The 15,886-nt window shown below is 67.8% G+C and carries 19 protein-coding genes and 1 riboswitch; of the genes, 10 read left to right on the top strand and 9 right to left on the bottom strand.

The features are described from left to right. Positions 1-90 precede the first annotated feature (90 nt). From KIT25_25255 to KIT25_25225, 7 genes are all read left to right on the top strand, one after another. Positions 91-897, top strand: coding sequence for a porin family protein (locus tag KIT25_25255; GenBank protein ID UYN95273.1), 807 nt, complete (start codon positions 91-93; stop codon positions 895-897). Next, on the top strand, positions 894-2,237 hold the full coding sequence (gene guaD, locus KIT25_25250; GenBank protein ID UYN95272.1) for a guanine deaminase: 1,344 nt from the start codon (positions 894-896) through the stop codon (positions 2,235-2,237). The genes KIT25_25255 and guaD overlap by 4 nt, the downstream gene beginning before the upstream one ends. A gap of 237 nt (positions 2,238-2,474) precedes the next feature. Beyond that, positions 2,475-3,197 carry a PhoH family protein gene (locus tag KIT25_25245; protein UYN95271.1) on the top strand — a complete coding sequence of 241 codons (723 nt, stop codon included), beginning with the start codon at positions 2,475-2,477 and terminating at the stop codon, positions 3,195-3,197. 290 nt (positions 3,198-3,487) lie between these two features. Next, a complete protein-coding gene (uvrC, locus tag KIT25_25240; GenBank protein UYN98062.1) occupies positions 3,488-5,317 on the top strand; it encodes an excinuclease ABC subunit UvrC in 1,830 nt (609 codons plus the stop codon). A 10-nt stretch (positions 5,318-5,327) separates the two neighbouring features. Then, positions 5,328-5,885, top strand: a complete 558-nt coding sequence (gene pgsA / locus KIT25_25235) for a CDP-diacylglycerol--glycerol-3-phosphate 3-phosphatidyltransferase (protein UYN95270.1) — start codon at positions 5,328-5,330, stop codon at positions 5,883-5,885. Continuing rightward, the gene (locus KIT25_25230) at positions 5,882-6,133 is read left to right on the top strand and encodes a MoaD/ThiS family protein (GenBank protein ID UYN95269.1); all 252 of its coding nucleotides are present in this window, start codon (positions 5,882-5,884) and stop codon (positions 6,131-6,133) included. Before pgsA ends, KIT25_25230 begins: the two co-directional genes overlap by 4 nt. 2 nt (positions 6,134-6,135) lie before the next feature. Beyond that, complete coding sequence (locus tag KIT25_25225) at positions 6,136-6,609, top strand: molybdenum cofactor biosynthesis protein MoaE (protein ID UYN95268.1); 474 nt, start codon at positions 6,136-6,138, stop codon at positions 6,607-6,609. Positions 6,610-6,961: 352 nt separating this feature from the next. On the opposite strand, the gene KIT25_25220 is transcribed toward KIT25_25225, so the two are convergent. The 7 genes from KIT25_25220 to KIT25_25190 form a co-directional block, all read right to left on the bottom strand. Continuing rightward, positions 6,962-7,924: a HesA/MoeB/ThiF family protein gene (locus KIT25_25220; GenBank protein ID UYN95267.1), complete on the bottom strand. Its 963-nt coding sequence runs from the start codon at positions 7,922-7,924 to the stop codon at positions 6,962-6,964. Continuing rightward, positions 7,921-8,532: a thiamine phosphate synthase gene (locus KIT25_25215; protein ID UYN95266.1), complete on the bottom strand. Its 612-nt coding sequence runs from the start codon at positions 8,530-8,532 to the stop codon at positions 7,921-7,923. The genes KIT25_25220 and KIT25_25215 overlap by 4 nt, the downstream gene beginning before the upstream one ends. Continuing rightward, positions 8,529-9,299: a thiazole synthase gene (locus tag KIT25_25210; protein ID UYN95265.1), complete on the bottom strand. Its 771-nt coding sequence runs from the start codon at positions 9,297-9,299 to the stop codon at positions 8,529-8,531. The genes KIT25_25215 and KIT25_25210 overlap by 4 nt, the downstream gene beginning before the upstream one ends. A gap of 2 nt (positions 9,300-9,301) precedes the next feature. Next, the gene (gene thiS / locus KIT25_25205) at positions 9,302-9,499 is read right to left on the bottom strand and encodes a sulfur carrier protein ThiS (GenBank protein ID UYN95264.1); all 198 of its coding nucleotides are present in this window, start codon (positions 9,497-9,499) and stop codon (positions 9,302-9,304) included. Further along, the gene (locus tag KIT25_25200) at positions 9,468-10,445 is read right to left on the bottom strand and encodes an FAD-dependent oxidoreductase (protein ID UYN95263.1); all 978 of its coding nucleotides are present in this window, start codon (positions 10,443-10,445) and stop codon (positions 9,468-9,470) included. Before KIT25_25200 ends, thiS begins: the two co-directional genes overlap by 32 nt. After that, a riboswitch (TPP riboswitch) is annotated at positions 10,442-10,558 on the bottom strand. Its footprint overlaps the gene before it by 4 nt. A gap of 26 nt (positions 10,559-10,584) precedes the next feature. Beyond that, positions 10,585-11,517: a branched-chain amino acid transaminase gene (locus tag KIT25_25195; protein UYN95262.1), complete on the bottom strand. Its 933-nt coding sequence runs from the start codon at positions 11,515-11,517 to the stop codon at positions 10,585-10,587. Between the two features lie 108 nt (positions 11,518-11,625). Next, positions 11,626-12,270: a glutathione S-transferase gene (locus KIT25_25190; GenBank protein ID UYN95261.1), complete on the bottom strand. Its 645-nt coding sequence runs from the start codon at positions 12,268-12,270 to the stop codon at positions 11,626-11,628. A gap of 74 nt (positions 12,271-12,344) precedes the next feature. Between KIT25_25190 and KIT25_25185 the strand changes: the two genes are divergently transcribed. From KIT25_25185 to KIT25_25175, 3 genes are read left to right on the top strand one after another with little or no spacing between them, the layout of a single operon-like run. Then, positions 12,345-12,845 carry a MarR family transcriptional regulator gene (locus KIT25_25185; protein ID UYN95260.1) on the top strand — a complete coding sequence of 167 codons (501 nt, stop codon included), beginning with the start codon at positions 12,345-12,347 and terminating at the stop codon, positions 12,843-12,845. Beyond that, the gene (locus tag KIT25_25180; protein UYN95259.1) at positions 12,845-13,543 is read left to right on the top strand and encodes a response regulator transcription factor; all 699 of its coding nucleotides are present in this window, start codon (positions 12,845-12,847) and stop codon (positions 13,541-13,543) included. The genes KIT25_25185 and KIT25_25180 overlap by 1 nt, the downstream gene beginning before the upstream one ends. A gap of 1 nt (position 13,544) precedes the next feature. Next, positions 13,545-14,894 carry a two-component sensor histidine kinase gene (locus tag KIT25_25175; GenBank protein ID UYN95258.1) on the top strand — a complete coding sequence of 450 codons (1,350 nt, stop codon included), beginning with the start codon at positions 13,545-13,547 and terminating at the stop codon, positions 14,892-14,894. Between the two features lies 1 nt (position 14,895). On the opposite strand, the gene KIT25_25170 is transcribed toward KIT25_25175, so the two are convergent. Both KIT25_25170 and phaP read right to left on the bottom strand, forming a co-directional pair. Further along, entirely contained in the window at positions 14,896-15,237 is a 342-nt protein-coding gene (locus tag KIT25_25170; GenBank protein ID UYN95257.1) for a tRNA-binding protein, read from the bottom strand. A 110-nt stretch (positions 15,238-15,347) separates the two neighbouring features. Continuing rightward, positions 15,348-15,785, bottom strand: coding sequence for a TIGR01841 family phasin (phaP, locus tag KIT25_25165; GenBank protein ID UYN95256.1), 438 nt, complete (start codon positions 15,783-15,785; stop codon positions 15,348-15,350). Positions 15,786-15,886 lie beyond the last annotated feature (101 nt).

Raw genomic sequence — 15,886 nt, 5'->3', positions numbered from 1 at the left:
CCGCCGCTGTGGCGGGCCTGCAACACTTCACCGTCGGGCGACGTCGTAAGCGAGTTTCCTTTTGGCGGGTTTCGATGCGAACCTAGCAGCATGGCCCCGCTCGCTCGATGCCTGCGTCTCGCGATCGTACTGTTGGCGCTGCCGTGGCTCGCCGCCGCGGCGCAGGCGGAGACGGCCGGCCGGCCGTGGCAGGGCTTCTATGCCGGGCTCGCCGGCGGCGGCCGCCTCGCCGCCGTGGAATGGATGACCACCGGCGTCTGTCCGACCTCACGGCTGTGCGCGGGCGGGCCGGGCCTCGACGATCGCCAGCAGGGCTTCGACAGCGCGGCCCTGCGGGTCGGCGGGTTCGCCGGCCACAACTGGGCGGTTGCGGCGCGCTGGGTCGCCGGCCTCGAGGCCGATATCGGCTGGGCGAACAACCGGAACACTAGGGGGCCGATCCCGGGCACGGCCAACAGCGGCGGCATCCCGGCCGTGACCAACGGCGACACCGCCTCGGTCAACCTGAGCTGGGACGCGAGCCTGCGCGCGCGCGCCGGCAACCTCGTCCTGCCCGGCACCCTGCTGTTCGCGACCTTCGGTCTCGCCGTGCAACGCATCGAGGCGGTGGCGACCTGCAACAACGACGGCGCCAACACCTACTGCACGTCGCCGCCGGGCTCGCCGCACGACGAATCGATCCGCCGCTTCCTGCTCGGCTGGACGGTCGGCGCCGGCATCGAGCATCAGATCGGCGCGCGCTGGCTGGTGCGGCTCGAGTATCGCTATGCCGATTTCGGCAACGCGGGCCTCGCCTTCTTCTCGCAGAATGTCGGTGTCGGCGGCGACGACCGCATCTGGGCCAACGTCCATGTGCGCACCCACACCGCCGGCATCGGCATGGCGTACCGGTTTTGACCGCGACGCCGGCGACCTCGGGGGCGCTCCCGACCGCGATCCGGGGGCCGGCGCTCACCTTCACCGGCGATCCGTTCCGCGACGGCCTCGAGGCGACGATGCGGCACATTCCCGACGCCATCGTCGTCATGGCCGATGGCCGCATCACCCATTTCGGGCCGGCCGACCGGATCGCGGCGGAGCTGCCGGCCGGAATGGAGCCGCGGCGCTACGGTGCCGACGCGCTGATCTCCGCCGGCTTCGTCGACACGCACGTCCATTTCCCGCAGACGCCGATGATCGGCTCGCATGGCCATCAGCTGCTCGACTGGCTGGAGCGCTACACCTTCCCCACCGAGCTGCGGTTCGCCGATCCGACCTTCGCCCGCACGGTGACCCGGCTGTTCCTGCAGGAAAATCTGCGCAACGGCATCACCACCTCCTGCGTCTATTGCACGGTCCATCCGCATTCGGTCGACATCCTGTTCGAGGAAGCCGAGGCGCTCGGCCTGCGGCTCGCGGCGGGCAAGGTGCTGATGGATCGCAACGCGCCGGCGGCGCTGCTCGACACCGCGCAGTCGGGCTACGACCAGTCCGCCGCGCTGATCGCCAGGTGGCACGGCCGCGGCCGGCTGCTCTACGCCATCACGCCGCGCTTCGCCGGCACCAGCACGGCCGGACAGCTCGAGGCCGCCGGCGCGCTGTGGCGGCAACATCCCGATTGCCTGATGCAGACGCACATCTCCGAGAGTCGCCAGGAAGTGGCGTGGATGCGCGAGCTCTTTCCCGATCACCCGAACTATCTCGACATCTACGACCATCACGGCCTGTGCGGGCCGCGCGCGGTGTTCGGCCACGGCATCTGGCTCGAAGAGGAGGAGCTGCAACGGCTTCACGCCTGCGACGGCGCGATCGCGCATTGTCCGACGTCGAACTTCTTCCTGGGCAGCGGCGCGTTCGACGTGTTTCGCGCCGCCGATGCACGCCGGCCCGTGCGGGTCGGGCTGGGAACCGATATCGGCGCCGGTACCAGCTTCTCGATGCTCGCCACGCTGGGCGAGGCCTACAAGGCGGCGCAACTCAACCGGAGTTCGCTGTCGGCGGGCCACGCCTACTACCTCGCCACGCGCGGTGCGGCGCGGGCGCTGCAACTCGAGGACAGGATCGGCAGCCTCGGCGTCGGCATGGAAGCCGACCTGGTCGTGCTCGACATGCGCTCCACGCCGCTGATCGCCTTCCGCATGGATCAGGCGCGTGACTTCGCCGAGCAGCTCTTCGTGCAGATGACGCTCGGCGACGACCGGGCGGTGCGAGCGACCTACGTCGCCGGACGCCCGGTCTTCGAACGCGCCGGCACATGAATTTTCGGTTTCGACGCATAAATCTAGTGGCCCGACCTGCCGATTGAGGATACCCTTGGTATCGGTAGCTGAAGGAGGTGCTCATCCGTCCGAGGTCATGGTGCCCCGACGGAGTCCCGCTCGCCGATGGGTTTTCCATCGTGCGCCGTGTCAGCCGCACCTTTCCGTCCGCCGATCGTGAACGCCTCCGCTTGCGGGGGCGTTTTTGTTTCTCCCCAGAGCCCCCGGAGTACGCCTATGGCCAAACGCGCCGCCCGTCGCGCCAAGCTTCACGCCATCGATAGCGCTCGCGTCCACAACATCTTCGACCACGCTCCGGCCAACGATCGAGACCAAAGCTACCTCCGCAAGATACGTCCCCGCTCCGACAACCAGCGCCTGCTGATGGAAGCCATCGAGGCGCGGCCCCTGACACTCGCCGTCGGACCGGCGGGCACCGGCAAGACCTACCTCGCCATCTCGGCCGCCGTGGAGGCGCTGGAGGGCGGCTCGGTGACGCGCATTGTGCTGTCGCGTCCGGCGGTGGAGGCCGGCGAGAATCTCGGCTTCCTGCCCGGCGACATGCGCGAGAAGCTCGATCCCTACCTGCGGCCGCTCTACGACGCGCTGAACGACCGGCTCGGCCCCAAGCGCCTGCGCCAGCACCTCGACGACGGAACGATCGAGATCGCCCCCGTCGCCTTCATGCGCGGCCGCACGCTCAACAACAGCTTCGTGCTGATCGACGAGGCGCAGAACTGCACTTACGGCCAGCTCAAGATGCTGCTGACCCGGCTCGGCTGGCATTCCACCATGGTCATCACCGGCGACCCCGACCAGACCGACCTGCTGCCCGAGCTGTCGGGCCTGAGCGGCATCGCCCAGCGGCTCGAAGGCTTCGACGACGTCGCCGTCGTGCGGCTGACCGACAAGGACGTGGTCCGCCATCCCCTGGTCGGCCGGATGCTGTCGGTGCTGTAAAGCGACCGAATATATCCACAGATCGAAGCGCGACAGACGATCGGAACAAATAGAGAATATCAGCCGATGCACGAGCATTCTGCGTGCGTCGGCGGCCGCGAATTATTCAGCACGCACAATGCACTAGCTTCCGGGTGGCGGGCGCCTGCCACCCTGCCTACATTGAGTCAATACGGTGACACCGCCGAAGCAGTGTGTAGGCGTACGACTTCTTCACAGACTTCCCCACACCCGTGAACGAAACAGCCGACATCGAACAGACACCGGGCGAGGGCTCGCTGGCGGAAGGCATGCGGGCGATCGGCGAGTTCGTCCGCACGCTGCCGCGCAAGCCCGGCGTCTACCGCATGATCGCAGCCGACGGCGAAGTGCTCTATGTCGGCAAGGCGCGCTCGCTCAGGAATCGCGTCGCCGCCTACACCCAGCCGACGCGGCTGGCGACGCGGCTGGTTCGCATGGTCTCGGCGACCCGGACCATGGAGTTCGCGGTAACCGGCAGCGAGGCCGAGGCGCTGCTTCTCGAGAACAACCTCATCAAGCGCTTCCGGCCGCGCTTCAACGTGCTGCTGCGCGACGACAAGTCGTTCCCCTACATCGTCATACGCCGCGACACCGACTGGCCGCAGCTCGCCAAGCATCGCGGCACGCGCGAACCGGACAACGAATATTTCGGCCCCTTCGCCTCGGCCACCGCGGTCAACCGCACGCTCTACGCCCTGCAGCGCGCCTTTCCGCTGCGCTCGTGCTCGGACGGGGTCTTCTCGGCCCGTACCCGGCCCTGCCTGCAGTACCAGATCAAGCGCTGCACGGCGCCCTGCGTCGGCCGGATCGACAAGGCGGAATACGGCGCGATCGTCGACGAGGTGCGCGGCTTCCTCGGCGGCCGCAACCGCGAGGTGCAGCAGTCGCTCGGCGCGCGCATGGAGCAGGCCTCGGCCAATCTCGAGTTCGAGCGCGCCGCCGTGCTGCGCGACCGCATCAAGGCGCTGGCCCACATCCAGTCGCACCAGGCGATCGAGATCCACGACATCGACGAGGCCGACATCTTCGCCGCCCACGCCGAGGGCGGCCAGGTCTGCGTGCAGGTCTTCTTTCTGCGCGCCGGACAGAATCTCGGCAACCGCGCCTATTTCCCGAGCCACGCCAGGGAGCTCGATCCGCCCGAGGTGTTGTCGGCCTTCATCGGCCAGTTCTACGAGGCGCGGCCCGCGCCGAAGCTCGTCCTGGCGAGCCACGATCTGGCGAAGGCCGGCCTGCTGGAAAGCGCCCTGGCGCTGAGCAGCGGCCACAAGATCGAGATCCGCAACCCCAGGCGCGGCGAGCTGAAAGACGTGCTCGATCAAGCCGTGCTGAATGCACGCGAGGCGCTGGCGCGACGGCTGGCCGAGCGCGGCACGCAGCGCCAGCTGCTCGAGGGCGTGGCGCGCGTGTTCGGCCTCGACGCGCCGCCGGAACGCATCGAGATCTACGACAACAGCCACATCCAGGGCAGCGCGCCGATCGGCGCCATGGTGATGGCGGGGCCGGACGGCTTCGCCAAGAACGCCTACCGCAAGTTCAACATCCGGACCGAGGGCGCGGCGGGCGACGACTTCGCGATGATGCGCGAGGTGCTGAGCCGCCGCTTCGCCCGGGCGCTCAAGGAGAATCCCGATCGCGACGACGAGCATTGGCCCGATCTCCTGCTCGTCGACGGCGGGCAGGGGCAGCTCGAGGCCGCACGGCAGGTTCTCGCCGAGCTCGGCCTCGACGATGTCGCCGTGGTCGGCATCGCCAAGGGGCCCGACCGCGACGCCGGCCGCGAGCGCTTCTTCATGGCCGGCAAGCCGGCCTTCTCCCTCGAACCGCGCGACCCGGTGCTGTACTTCCTGCAGCGCCTGCGCGACGAGGCGCATCGCTTCGCCATCGGCACGCACCGCACGCGCCGCGCCGCCGACATGACGCGTTCGACGCTGGACGAAGTGCCGGGCATCGGCGCCACGCGCAAGCGCGCGCTGCTGCACCATTTCGGCAGCGCGCGTGCCGTGGCCGGCGCGACATTGGAGGACATCAAGTCGGTTCCGGGCATTTCGGGAGCGCTCGCCCAGAAAATTCATGACCACTTCAGGGGCGGTCGTTAAGTTGGGTCCAATGCTCAATTTGCCCAACATTCTGACGCTCTCGCGCATCGTGGCGATCCCCCTCGTCGTCGCCTGCTTCTGGCTGGAACGCGGCTGGGCGCAGTGGCTGTCGGCGATCCTGTTCGTCGCCGCCTGCGTGACCGACTGGTTCGACGGCTATTTCGCGCGACGCTACCATCAGATCTCGCGCTTCGGCCGCTTCCTCGACCCGATCGCCGACAAGCTGCTGGTCGCGGCGGCTCTCGTCATGCTGGTCGACAACGGCCAGCTGCGCGGCCTGCACGTGCTGGCCGCGCTGATCATCCTGGCCCGCGAGATCCTCGTCTCCGGCCTGCGCGAATTCCTGGCGGAGTTGCGCGTCGGCATGCCGGTGAGCCACCTCGCCAAGTGGAAGACCGGCGCGCAGATGGTCGCCATCGCCGTGCTGCTGCTCGGTGAGGCGGTGCCGAGCTGGATCACCCAGGTCGGGCTCGTCCTCATCTGGGGCGCCGCGGCGCTGACGCTCATCACCGGCTACGACTATTTGCGCACCGGCCTTCGTCACATGGCGGAGGACGCCAAGCCATGAAGGTCCGCTACTTCGCGTGGATGAAGCGGACGGTCGGCCTGGCGGAGGAAGACGTATCGCCGCCCGAGGGCGTGCGGACGGTGGGCGAGCTCGTGACCTGGCTGCGCGCGCGCAGTCCGGCGCACGCCGAGGCGCTGGCCGAGGGTGCCGCCTTCGGCGCGGCGGTGGACCAGCGCACGGCGCCCTTCGACACCTCGATCGTCGGCGCGCGTGAAGTCGCGTTCTTCCCCCCCTTCACCGGCGGCTGACCATGACGGTGCGCGTGCAGGAACAGGATTTCGACGTCGGCGCCGAGCTCGAACAGCTCACCGGCGGCAACAAGCGCATCGGCGGCCTTGCCGTTTTCGTCGGCTTGGTCCGCGAGGTGCACGTGCGCGAGGGCCTGCACCGCGACCCCATCGACGCCCTGACGCTCGAGCACTATCCCGGCATGACGGAAAAGGCCCTGGAGGAGATCGAGGCGGAAGCCGTCCGGCGCTGGCCGCTGGAGGCGACCCTGATCGTCCATCGCCATGGCCGACTCGAGGCGGGCAACCGCATCGTGCTGGTCGCGGTCGGCTCGGCGCATCGCGAAGCCGCCTTCGAGGCCTGCGAATTCCTCGTCGACTGGCTCAAGACCAGGGCGCCTTTCTGGAAACTCGAGGAGACGCCGGCGGGCGACAAATGGGTGGCCGCGCACGAAGGCGACGACCGGGCCGCCGCGCGCTGGGAGAAGGATCGTTAGCTGCTTCCCGGCAAAATTCGACGCACCGCGAGGCCCCGGGAATTCTTGGCGATTTTGGCAGGCATCGGCGGGCACCCGCTCGATGTCCCAGTGAGACATTGGCCAGTATATCCAATCGGATCAATGGCTTGAAATGTCTCACCGGGTGAGACATCGGTGAGACACTGGCCTGTGGATGAGTGGACGCCGAGGACTGCAGGGGACTGTGTGGATTCGTGGACGAATCGCCTCGGATGCCGATGCCATCGGCATCGAAGCCGTCCACGCCGGTGTGGACTCGCCCGCGGACGACGCCGATGTCCAAGCCACGGCACGAGCGAAGACCGGCGGGCTTCCGTTCCGTTGGAAGGTCCTAACCCAGTGCCACGAGCGCGAGGTTGGTCACGCCTGCCGCCTGCAGGCGGTCGGCTGCCGCGAGCGAGCGTTGGCCGCTGCGACAGCACAGCACGACGCGCTGCCCCCGATGCGGCCGCAGACGCGTGACATTGTCGACATCGAGGCGGTGCGCATTGGCAAAGGGCGAAACAGGCGCCTCGTCGAGGCCGCGCAGATCCACGACGACGTCGTCGGCCCGTATGGCATCGGCCTCTATGAAGGGGACGAAGGAAGCAGGCTCGGGACTGTCGGCGAAGCCGAAGCCGCCGAAGCTCGACCGCCCGGCATCGAAAGTCAGGACCCGCCCGAGCACGCTGGGTTCGAGACCGAGCAGGAGATGCAGCGCCAGGTGCGCCTGCAATCCGCCGAGCACGGCCACGGCGGTGCCGAGCACGCCGACCGTGGCGCAGGTGCCGCCATCGACCGAGACGTCGGGAAAGACCGCGCGATAGCTCGGGCCGCCGCCGCAAAAGGCCCCCGCATAGCCCGTCATGCCGATGACGGACGCGCTGACCAGCGGCTTGCCGGCGCCGTGGCAGACGTCGCTCAGGATATAGGTCACGGCGAAGCTGTCGGCGGCGTCGACCACGAGGTCCGCGCCGGCAACGAGACCCGACGCGTTCTGGGGCGTCAGTCGCTCGACCGCCGCCTCGATCGTCGTGTCGGGATTGAAGCGGCGGAGCCGGTTCCGCGCCGCCGCCGCCTTCGGCGCGCCGACATCGTCCATGCCATAGAGAGGTTGGCGGTGCAGGTTGGTCTCCTCGACGACGTCGTGATCGACGATCGTCAGGCGGCCGACACCGGCGCCCGCCAGGTACTGGAGGACCGGGCAGCCGAGCCCGCCGGCACCGACGACCAGGACGGACGCGGCCGCAAGACGCGCCTGCCCCGCCTCGCCGATCTCCGGCAACACGATCTGGCGGGCGTAGCGCGCAGTCATGCCGCCGTCCCGCGGGTCGCGGCGATCCACGCCGTCGCCTGGCCGATCGGATCGGCATGATTCACGACGTCGCCGACGACGGCCGCCACGTCGGCGCCGGCCGCGAGGCACTGCAGCGCCCGATCGAGGGTCAATCCGCCGATCGCCACCAGCGGCCGGTCGCCGATCAGCCGCTTCCATTCGGCGATGCGCGCCAGCCCCTGGGGCGCCCACGGCATCTTCTTGAGCTGCGTCGGCCAGATCGGCCCGAGGGCGACATAGTCGGGATCGATCGCCAGCCCCTTGTCCAGCTCGGCGTGGTCGTGCGTGCTGACCCCGATGCGGATGCCGGCGCGGCGAAGCGCCGCGATGTCGGCGTCGAGCAGGTCCTCCTGGCCGAGATGGACGAAGTCGCACGCCTCGGCGATCGCCACTCGCCAGTGGTCGTTGACGATGAGTTGCGCGCCATGGCGCGCGCAGGCGTCCCTGGCCTCGCGAACCTGCCGATGCAGCTCGGCATCGGTTCGATCCTTGACACGCAACTGAACGAGGCGCGTTCCCGCCGACACGAGCCGTGCGACCCACATCGAATCGGGCACCACGGGATAGAAGGGATCGAGCGCGATCATGCCAGGGTTGCCTTGCCGAACACCGGCGTCGAGGGAACGGCCATGTCGCGCGGTTCCATGGGGCGGGCGAGGAATGCCGCGCGACCGGCTTCGACGGCGAGCGCGAAGGCGCGGGCCATGGCTGCCGGATCGCCCGCCTCGGCGATCGCCGTGTTGAGCAGCACGGCGTCGCAGCCGAGCTCCATGGCCGCCGCCGCGTGCGAGGGCACGCCGAGGCCGGCATCGACGACGAGCGGAACATCGGGGAAGTGAGCGCGCAGCGACTTCAAGCCGTAGACATTGTTGAGGCCGCGCGCCGAGCCGATCGGGGCACCCCAGGGCATCAGCACACGGCAGCCCGCCTCGACCAACTTGTCGGCCACGGCGAGATCCTCGGTCGTGTAGGGGAAGACCTCGAAACCCTCCTCCACCAGGATGCGCGCCGCCTCGACCAGGCCATAGACCTCGGGCTGCAGGGTTTCGTCGTCGCGAATCACCTCGAGCTTGAGCCACGGCGTGTCGAACAGCTCGCGCGCCATGTGCGCCGTCGTCACCGCTTCCTTGACGGTGTGACAACCCGCCGTGTTGGGCAGGACACGCACGTTCTGCCGGCGGATGAACGACCAGAAGCCCTGGCCGCTCCGCTCGCCACCGGCTTCGCGCCGCAGCGACACCGTGACGACTTCGGCGCCCGACGCCCCGATGGCGGCCTCGAGCACGGCGGGTGATGGATAGCGCGCCGTGCCGAGCAGCAGGCGCGACGACAGCTCCACGCCGTAGAACGACATGATCAGCCTCCCTGCATGGGCGCGACGACCTCGACCTGATCGCCCTCGGCGAGCCTGACGCCCTGCCGCGCCGCCTGGGGAACGAAGCGGCCGTTCACCGCCGTTGCGATCTTCTTCCCGCCATAGCCCAGCGCCACGAGCGCCAGGGCAAGCGTCTCGGAATCGACCTCATGCCGATCGCCGTTGACGAATATCCGCATGTCTTGCCTCCAGATCGTCGGCGACGCGTCGCGCGAGGGCGGGCGCCAGCAGGAATCCGTGCCGGTACAGGCCATTCACGAACCAGGTCGATCCGATGCGCCGCACCGTCGGAATGTTGTCGGGAAAAGCCGGCCTGAGGTCGGCTGCCATCTCGAGGATTTCGGCCTCGGCGAACGCCGGATGGAGCGTGTAGGCCGCGTTCAGGAGCTCTACGGCCGAGCGCACCGATACACCCGCACGCGTCTCGCTCTCGATCGTCGTCGCGCCGATCATGAACACGCCATCGCCGCGGGGAACGATGTAGAGCGGAATGCGCGGGTGCAGCAGCCGCACGGGCCGCGACAAGGTCATCTCGCGCGAGCGCACCACCACCATTTCGCCGCGCACGCCGCGCAAATCCTCGAGCGTGTCGCGTGCGGCAAGGCCCCGGCAATCGACGACCGTGTGGCCCGGCGCCTCAGTGAATTCGGCACCGAAGCGGATCGGCATGCCCTGCGCCAGCGCGGCCATGGCGCGACGCGGATCGAGATGAGCTTCGTCGGCGAAGAACAATGCCTGCCGGAAACGACCGGCAAGGTCGGGTTCGAGCGCCGCCAGACGGTCGCCGTCGAGCCATTCGAAGCGCTCGGTGCGCTCGGCGAAGCGCGACAGTTCGGCGCGATCCCGGGGCGGCGCGATCACCAGGCTGCCCCTGCGGACCGTTCCGGGAAAGTGACGCATCCACCAGTCGATCGATGGCGCGCCGAGCGTGGCCACGACCGGTTCGGTCGTCGCGCGCTCGCACCAGGGCGCCAGCATGCCGCCCGCCTTCCACGAACAGCTCTCCGCACCCAGCGTTACACCGCGCTCCGCCACGTCGACGGCGAGACCGCGCTCGACCAGCTCGCGCGCCACGACCAGACCCGCGATGCCGGCACCGACGACAATGATTGTGGAGTGGCTCACCTGCAGACTCCCGTTCCTTCGCCGGCATCACCCGGATCAGGTTCAAAGGGTTCAGCCGCTCCGGCTGTCTCAGACCGGCTCCTTGCGGAAGCCGGACACCCCTCGGATGTCGTCAAAAGACTGCCGCGGGCCCCGCCTGTCAAGCGGCGGCCGAGGTCTCCAACTCCCGCAAGTGGACCGCCTCACCGAAGCCTTCGCAATCCGCTTGGCGGACCAGTTCCCGGAAGTCCGCGATCAGGGCGCGCGCAACGGGGCCCGCCTGGTAGTGATGGCCGTCGATCGAACCCACGGGAACGATCTCCGCCGCCGTACCGCAGAGGAACACCTCGCTCGCCAGGGCCAGTTCGTGCGGCCGCACCTTGCGGTCCTGGACGTCCCAGCCGCGTCGTCTCGCCAGCTCCATCACCGCGCGACGCGTGATGCCGTCGAGGAAATTCTCCGGCGTCGGTGTCACCAGCCTGCCTTCGATCACCAGGAAAATGTTGGCGCCCGTCGATTCGGCGAGATTGCCGTCACCGTCGAGCATCAGGGCATCGTCGAAACCCGCCTTCAGGGCACGATCCTTCTCGATGCCGCAGATGACGTAGAGGCCGGCGACCTTTGCCTGACCGGGCGCGAAGGCCGCCGGAGGACGACGGTATCGGGCCATCGTCACGTCGATGCCGGCATCGCGCGCCTCGACGGACAGCCGGCCGTCCTGGGCCCACGGTGCGATGGCGAGATGGACGGACGTGCCGATCGCCGACACTCCCATCACCTCCGAGCCGCGCCAGGCGATCGGCCGGATGTAACCCGACGTCAGGTTGTTGGCTTCGACGACGGCGCGCGTCGCCGCATCGATCTGCTCGCGCGTCCAGGGGATCTCGTAATCGAGCAGACGGGCGGAATTGATTAGGCGCGCGCTGTGCGCCGACAGCCTGAAGATCCGTCCCTCATAGATGCGCTCGCCTTCGAACACGGCCGAGCCGTAGTGGAGGGCGTGCGTCAGGACGTGGGTGGTCACGTTTCGCCACGGCACGATGCGACCGTCGAACCAGATGAACCCGTCGCGGTTGGCCATTGATTCAGACATTGCGATATCTCCCTCGAATGATTCCGAAAGCGTCTCGTAGACGCTCCAAAACGCAATCTTCAGGCGATATAAGTCAGTAATACTGATATTGTCAATATTATTGACATATTAGGTCAACAGAGGCGTCAAATCCGGATCGCCCTTGCGCATGGCGCGTCGATAGGCGTCCCGCTCTCCGATCCGCTGCAGGTAGGCGCGGATGGCGGGATAGGGCGCGAGATCGAAGGGCAGGAACAGCCGCATCGTGGTCAACGAGAAGACGCTCATGATGTCGGCGGTCGTGAACTCGGCGCCGGCGAGATGGTCGACCGCGGCGAGCCGTGCCTCGATCGAACGCAACACCAGATCGAACCGACCCTTCATGGCACGCAGGACGGCGTTGTCCGCCTCGAGATCGAGGCGCGCGAGGATCATGTTGCGGCCGGTGGCAGGTTGCAGCGTGCCGTTGGCGAAGTGAAACCAATAGAGGAACTGCGCGTAGTCGGGATGCTCCGGCGCCAAGACTAGCCGGCCATGTCCGTATCGGGCGACGATGTAGTCGACGATGGCCGCCGACTCCGCCAGGACCAGGTCGCCGTCGGCGATCACGGGCGCCGCACCCAGGGGATGCAAGGCCTTGTATTCCGGCGGAGCCAGCCGCGTGACCTTGTCGCGGTCGTAGACCTTCAACTCGTAGGGTATCGCCAGCTCCTCACACAGCCAGACGATGCGCTCCGACTGGGATTTGCCGAGATGATGGACGGTCAGCGGCATGAGGCCCTCCAGGGTGTCAATGTGGCGAGTCCGCTCTATAGTCGCCGCCGGGCCAACACGCCTCAATGTAAGACATGGTTGAATCCAGGACCCCCGCCAACCCGCTGTTTCTGCGCGAGGAGGAGCTTCGCCAGGGCATCGAGCTCATGTTCTATGCCTATCGCGACTTCACCTTCGAATCGGATCAGCAACTCAAGCGCTACCAGCTTGGGCGCGCGCATCACCGCGCCCTGTATTTCATCGGCCGACACCCCGGCCAGACCGTCGGCCACCTGCTCTCCATCCTCAAGGTGACCAAGCAGTCGATCAGCCGCGTCCTCAAGGACCTGCTGGAGCAAGGCTATGTCGAGCAGAAGAGCGGCCCGCGCGACCGGCGCGAGCGCCGGTTATGGTTGACCGAGCGCGGCGTCAAGCTCGAGCGCGACCTCACCGAACGGCAGAGCCAGCGCTTTGCCCGGGCGTATCGTGAAACCGGCGCCGAGGCCGTCGAGGGATTCCGCAAAGTACTGCTCGGCCTCCTCGATCCGGCCGAGCGCGCCGAGGTCGACGGGCGGGTGCGCAGCGGCGGACGCTGATGGACGCCGCGACCGACAAGCCGCACATACTGGTGGTCGACGACGACACGCGCCTGCGCGAGTTGCTGAAATCCTTCCTGTCGCGCAACGGCTTTCGCGTCACCACGGCAGGTCATGCCGCCGAGGCGCGTCAGCGGCTCGACGGCATCGGCTTCGACCTGATCGTGCTTGACGTCATGATGCCCGGACAAAGCGGGCTCGAATTCGCCGGCGAGTTGCGTGCTACCGACGACGTACCGATCCTGATGCTGACGGCGATGGGAGAACCCAAGGACCGCATCGCCGGCCTGGAGAAGGGAGTGGACGATTATCTCGCCAAGCCGTTCGAGCCGCGCGAGCTGCTGTTGCGCATCCAGAGCATCCTGCGCCGCGGCCGCCCCACGGAGCCGCCTCCAGAGGGTCAGCAGGTCGTGAACTTCGGCCCCATGCAGTTCGACCGCGAGCTCGGCGAGCTGACCCAGGCCGGCAAGCGTTTGCCGTTGACCGACGCGGAAAGCGCGCTGCTGCGCGCCCTCGCCAGCCGGCTCGGCCAGGTGCTCAGTCGCGAGGCGTTGTGCAAGGCCGTCGGCAGCGACATCAACGAGCGCGCCATCGACGTGCAGGTCACGCGCCTTAGGCGCAAGATCGAACCGGATCCCGGCTTCCCGCGCTACCTCCGCACGGTGCGCGGCCAGGGCTACCGGCTGGTCGACGCCTGAGATGTCGCGGGCCGCCGATCTCTTCGAGAAAGTCGCCGCCTGGGCCGATCGCCATTCGCCTCAGACGCTCTTTGCGCGCGCGCTGATCATCATCGTCGTCCCGATGCTGCTCCTGCAGGCGTTGAGCGCCTGGTGGTTCTACAGCCAGCGCGGCGACAACATCACCAACCGGCTGGCGCTGCTTCTGGTGCGCGACCTGCGCATGCTGATCGCGCTGCGCGCCGACTTCCCGGACGAGGCTCACCGCGAATGGGTCCTGCGCCATGCCCGTTCGGACCTGCTGCTGTTCGTCGAGTTCCGCAAGGGAATCGTGCGCTCGTTCAAGACGCCGGAATACTTCGATATCGTGGCGCGCGAGGTCCAGGGCGCGCTCGATGCCGACCTCGGGCGGCCCTACTATCTCGACAACAGCATCGGTGGCGGCCAGATCCTGATCGAGATCCAGCTGTCAGACGGCGATCTCATGGAAGTGCTGGTGCCGCACGTGCGGCTCACTTTCGGGTCCAGCTTCGCCTACGTCCTGGCCCAAGTCGGCCTCGCGCTGGTGCTGTTCGGGCTCGCCATCTGGTTCATGCGTCGGGAGTTGGTGCCGATCGAGCACCTAGGGGTGGCGGCCGATGCGCTCGGCAAGGGTCGCGAGGTTCCGGACTTCGCCTTCTCCGGCGGCACGCGCGAGGTACGCAACGCCGCCACCGCGTTCCAGACCATGCGCATCCGGCTCCGCCGCTCTATCCAGCAGCGCACCGAGATGCTGGCCGGCGTGAGCCACGACCTGCGCACCCCGCTCACCCGCATGAAGCTGTCGCTGGCGCTGCTGCCCGACTCGGCCGAGACCAGTGAACTCGCCGCCGACGTCGCCGACATGGAGCGCATGATCGAGGGATACCTCGCCTTCGCCCGCGGCGAGGGCGATGAAGAGCCGGCACCGACCGATCTCGGGGACATCCTGGAGGATGTCGCCGCCGGCGCCCGCCGCGACAGCGCCGACGTCGCCGTGACGATCGACGGCGACATGAACGTCGAGTTGCGACCGCTTGCCATCAAGCGCTGCCTCACCAATCTCGTCTCGAATGCGCTGCGCCACGGCAGCAGGGTCGAGTTGCGCGCCGTCCGGGGCCGCACCTCGGTCGAAATCACGGTCGACGACGACGGGCCGGGCATTCCACCCGACAGATACGAGGACGTGTTCCGCCCGTTCTTTCGGCTCGACGAGTCGCGCAACGTCGACACCGGCGGCGTCGGCCTCGGTCTCACCATTGCCCGCGACGTCGCCCGCAGCCACGGCGGCGACGTGGCGCTGGCGTCGTCCCCTCTCGGCGGTCTGCGGGTGGCGGTGCGGCTGCCGATCTAACTCAGAACAGGCGCCCGCCGTTCGGCACGACCTGGTCGGGCGCAAACAGCACCACCGATCCATCGGCCGCCGGGAAGCCGAGAGTCAGCACCTCCGACATGAACTTGCCGATCTGGCGGGGCGGAAAATTGACCACGGCCGCGACCTGACGCCCGACCAGGCACTGGGGCGTGTAGTGCCCGGTGATCTGGGCCGACGACTTGCGGATGCCGATACCGGCGCCGAAGTCGATCAACAGCCGAATGGCCGGCTTACGCGCGCCCTCGAGCGGTGCGGCCTCGAGCACCGTGCCGACGCGAATGTCGATCTTGAGGAAGTCGTCGTAGGTGATCTCGGCCGTCATGGATGCGCACCGTAGTCGCACAGCCGCAAAAGGCCAGACGCAAAAAGAAAAGGGCCGCGCCCGAATACCGGGGCGGCCCTTCGTCGGATCGCCGGGAAGCTGGCGTCGCGTTACTGCTTGGCGATGACGGCCTTGACCTCGTCCGTCAATTCGGCGATGCGCGCGTTGATGGCGCCCAGCGTATCGGCCTGGCCCTTGGTGTAGAGGTCGGCCAGCTCCTTGCCGTTGGCCAGGGCGGCGTCGTAGCTCTTCTTGACGAAGTCGATCTGCTTGGCGGCCTTTTCCTCGACGGTGGCGGCGGCAAGCACTTCGCTGCCGTGCTTGGAGAAGTCCTCCATCGCCGCCCGCATCATGTCGGTCTGGCGCTGGGCGATCGTCTTCATCGACTCGACGGCGGTGGTCGACGCGGTGGTGAAGGCGGCGAAGTTCTTGCGGCCGGCTTCGACCATCGTCTCGACGTTGACGGTCGGGAGCTTGAACTCACCAGCGATCTTGGTGAAGTCGAAGTCGGCGAACGGATTCTTGAAGGCGGCGTTGCTGTAGGTCATGGCTGGGTCTCCTGGATGCGATACGGCGGGCAAAGTCGTTGGGTCCGCTATGCTGCGGTGCACAATGACAATTTAGAAGTGGCCGTCAGCAAGTCAAGGAG

Origin of the sequence: Enhydrobacter sp. (genome assembly GCA_025808875.1) — a bacterium.
GTDB lineage: Bacteria > Pseudomonadota > Alphaproteobacteria > Reyranellales > Reyranellaceae > Reyranella.
The sequence above is the reverse complement of the archived record's forward strand: the minus strand, read 5'-3'. Positions and strand labels throughout refer to the sequence as shown.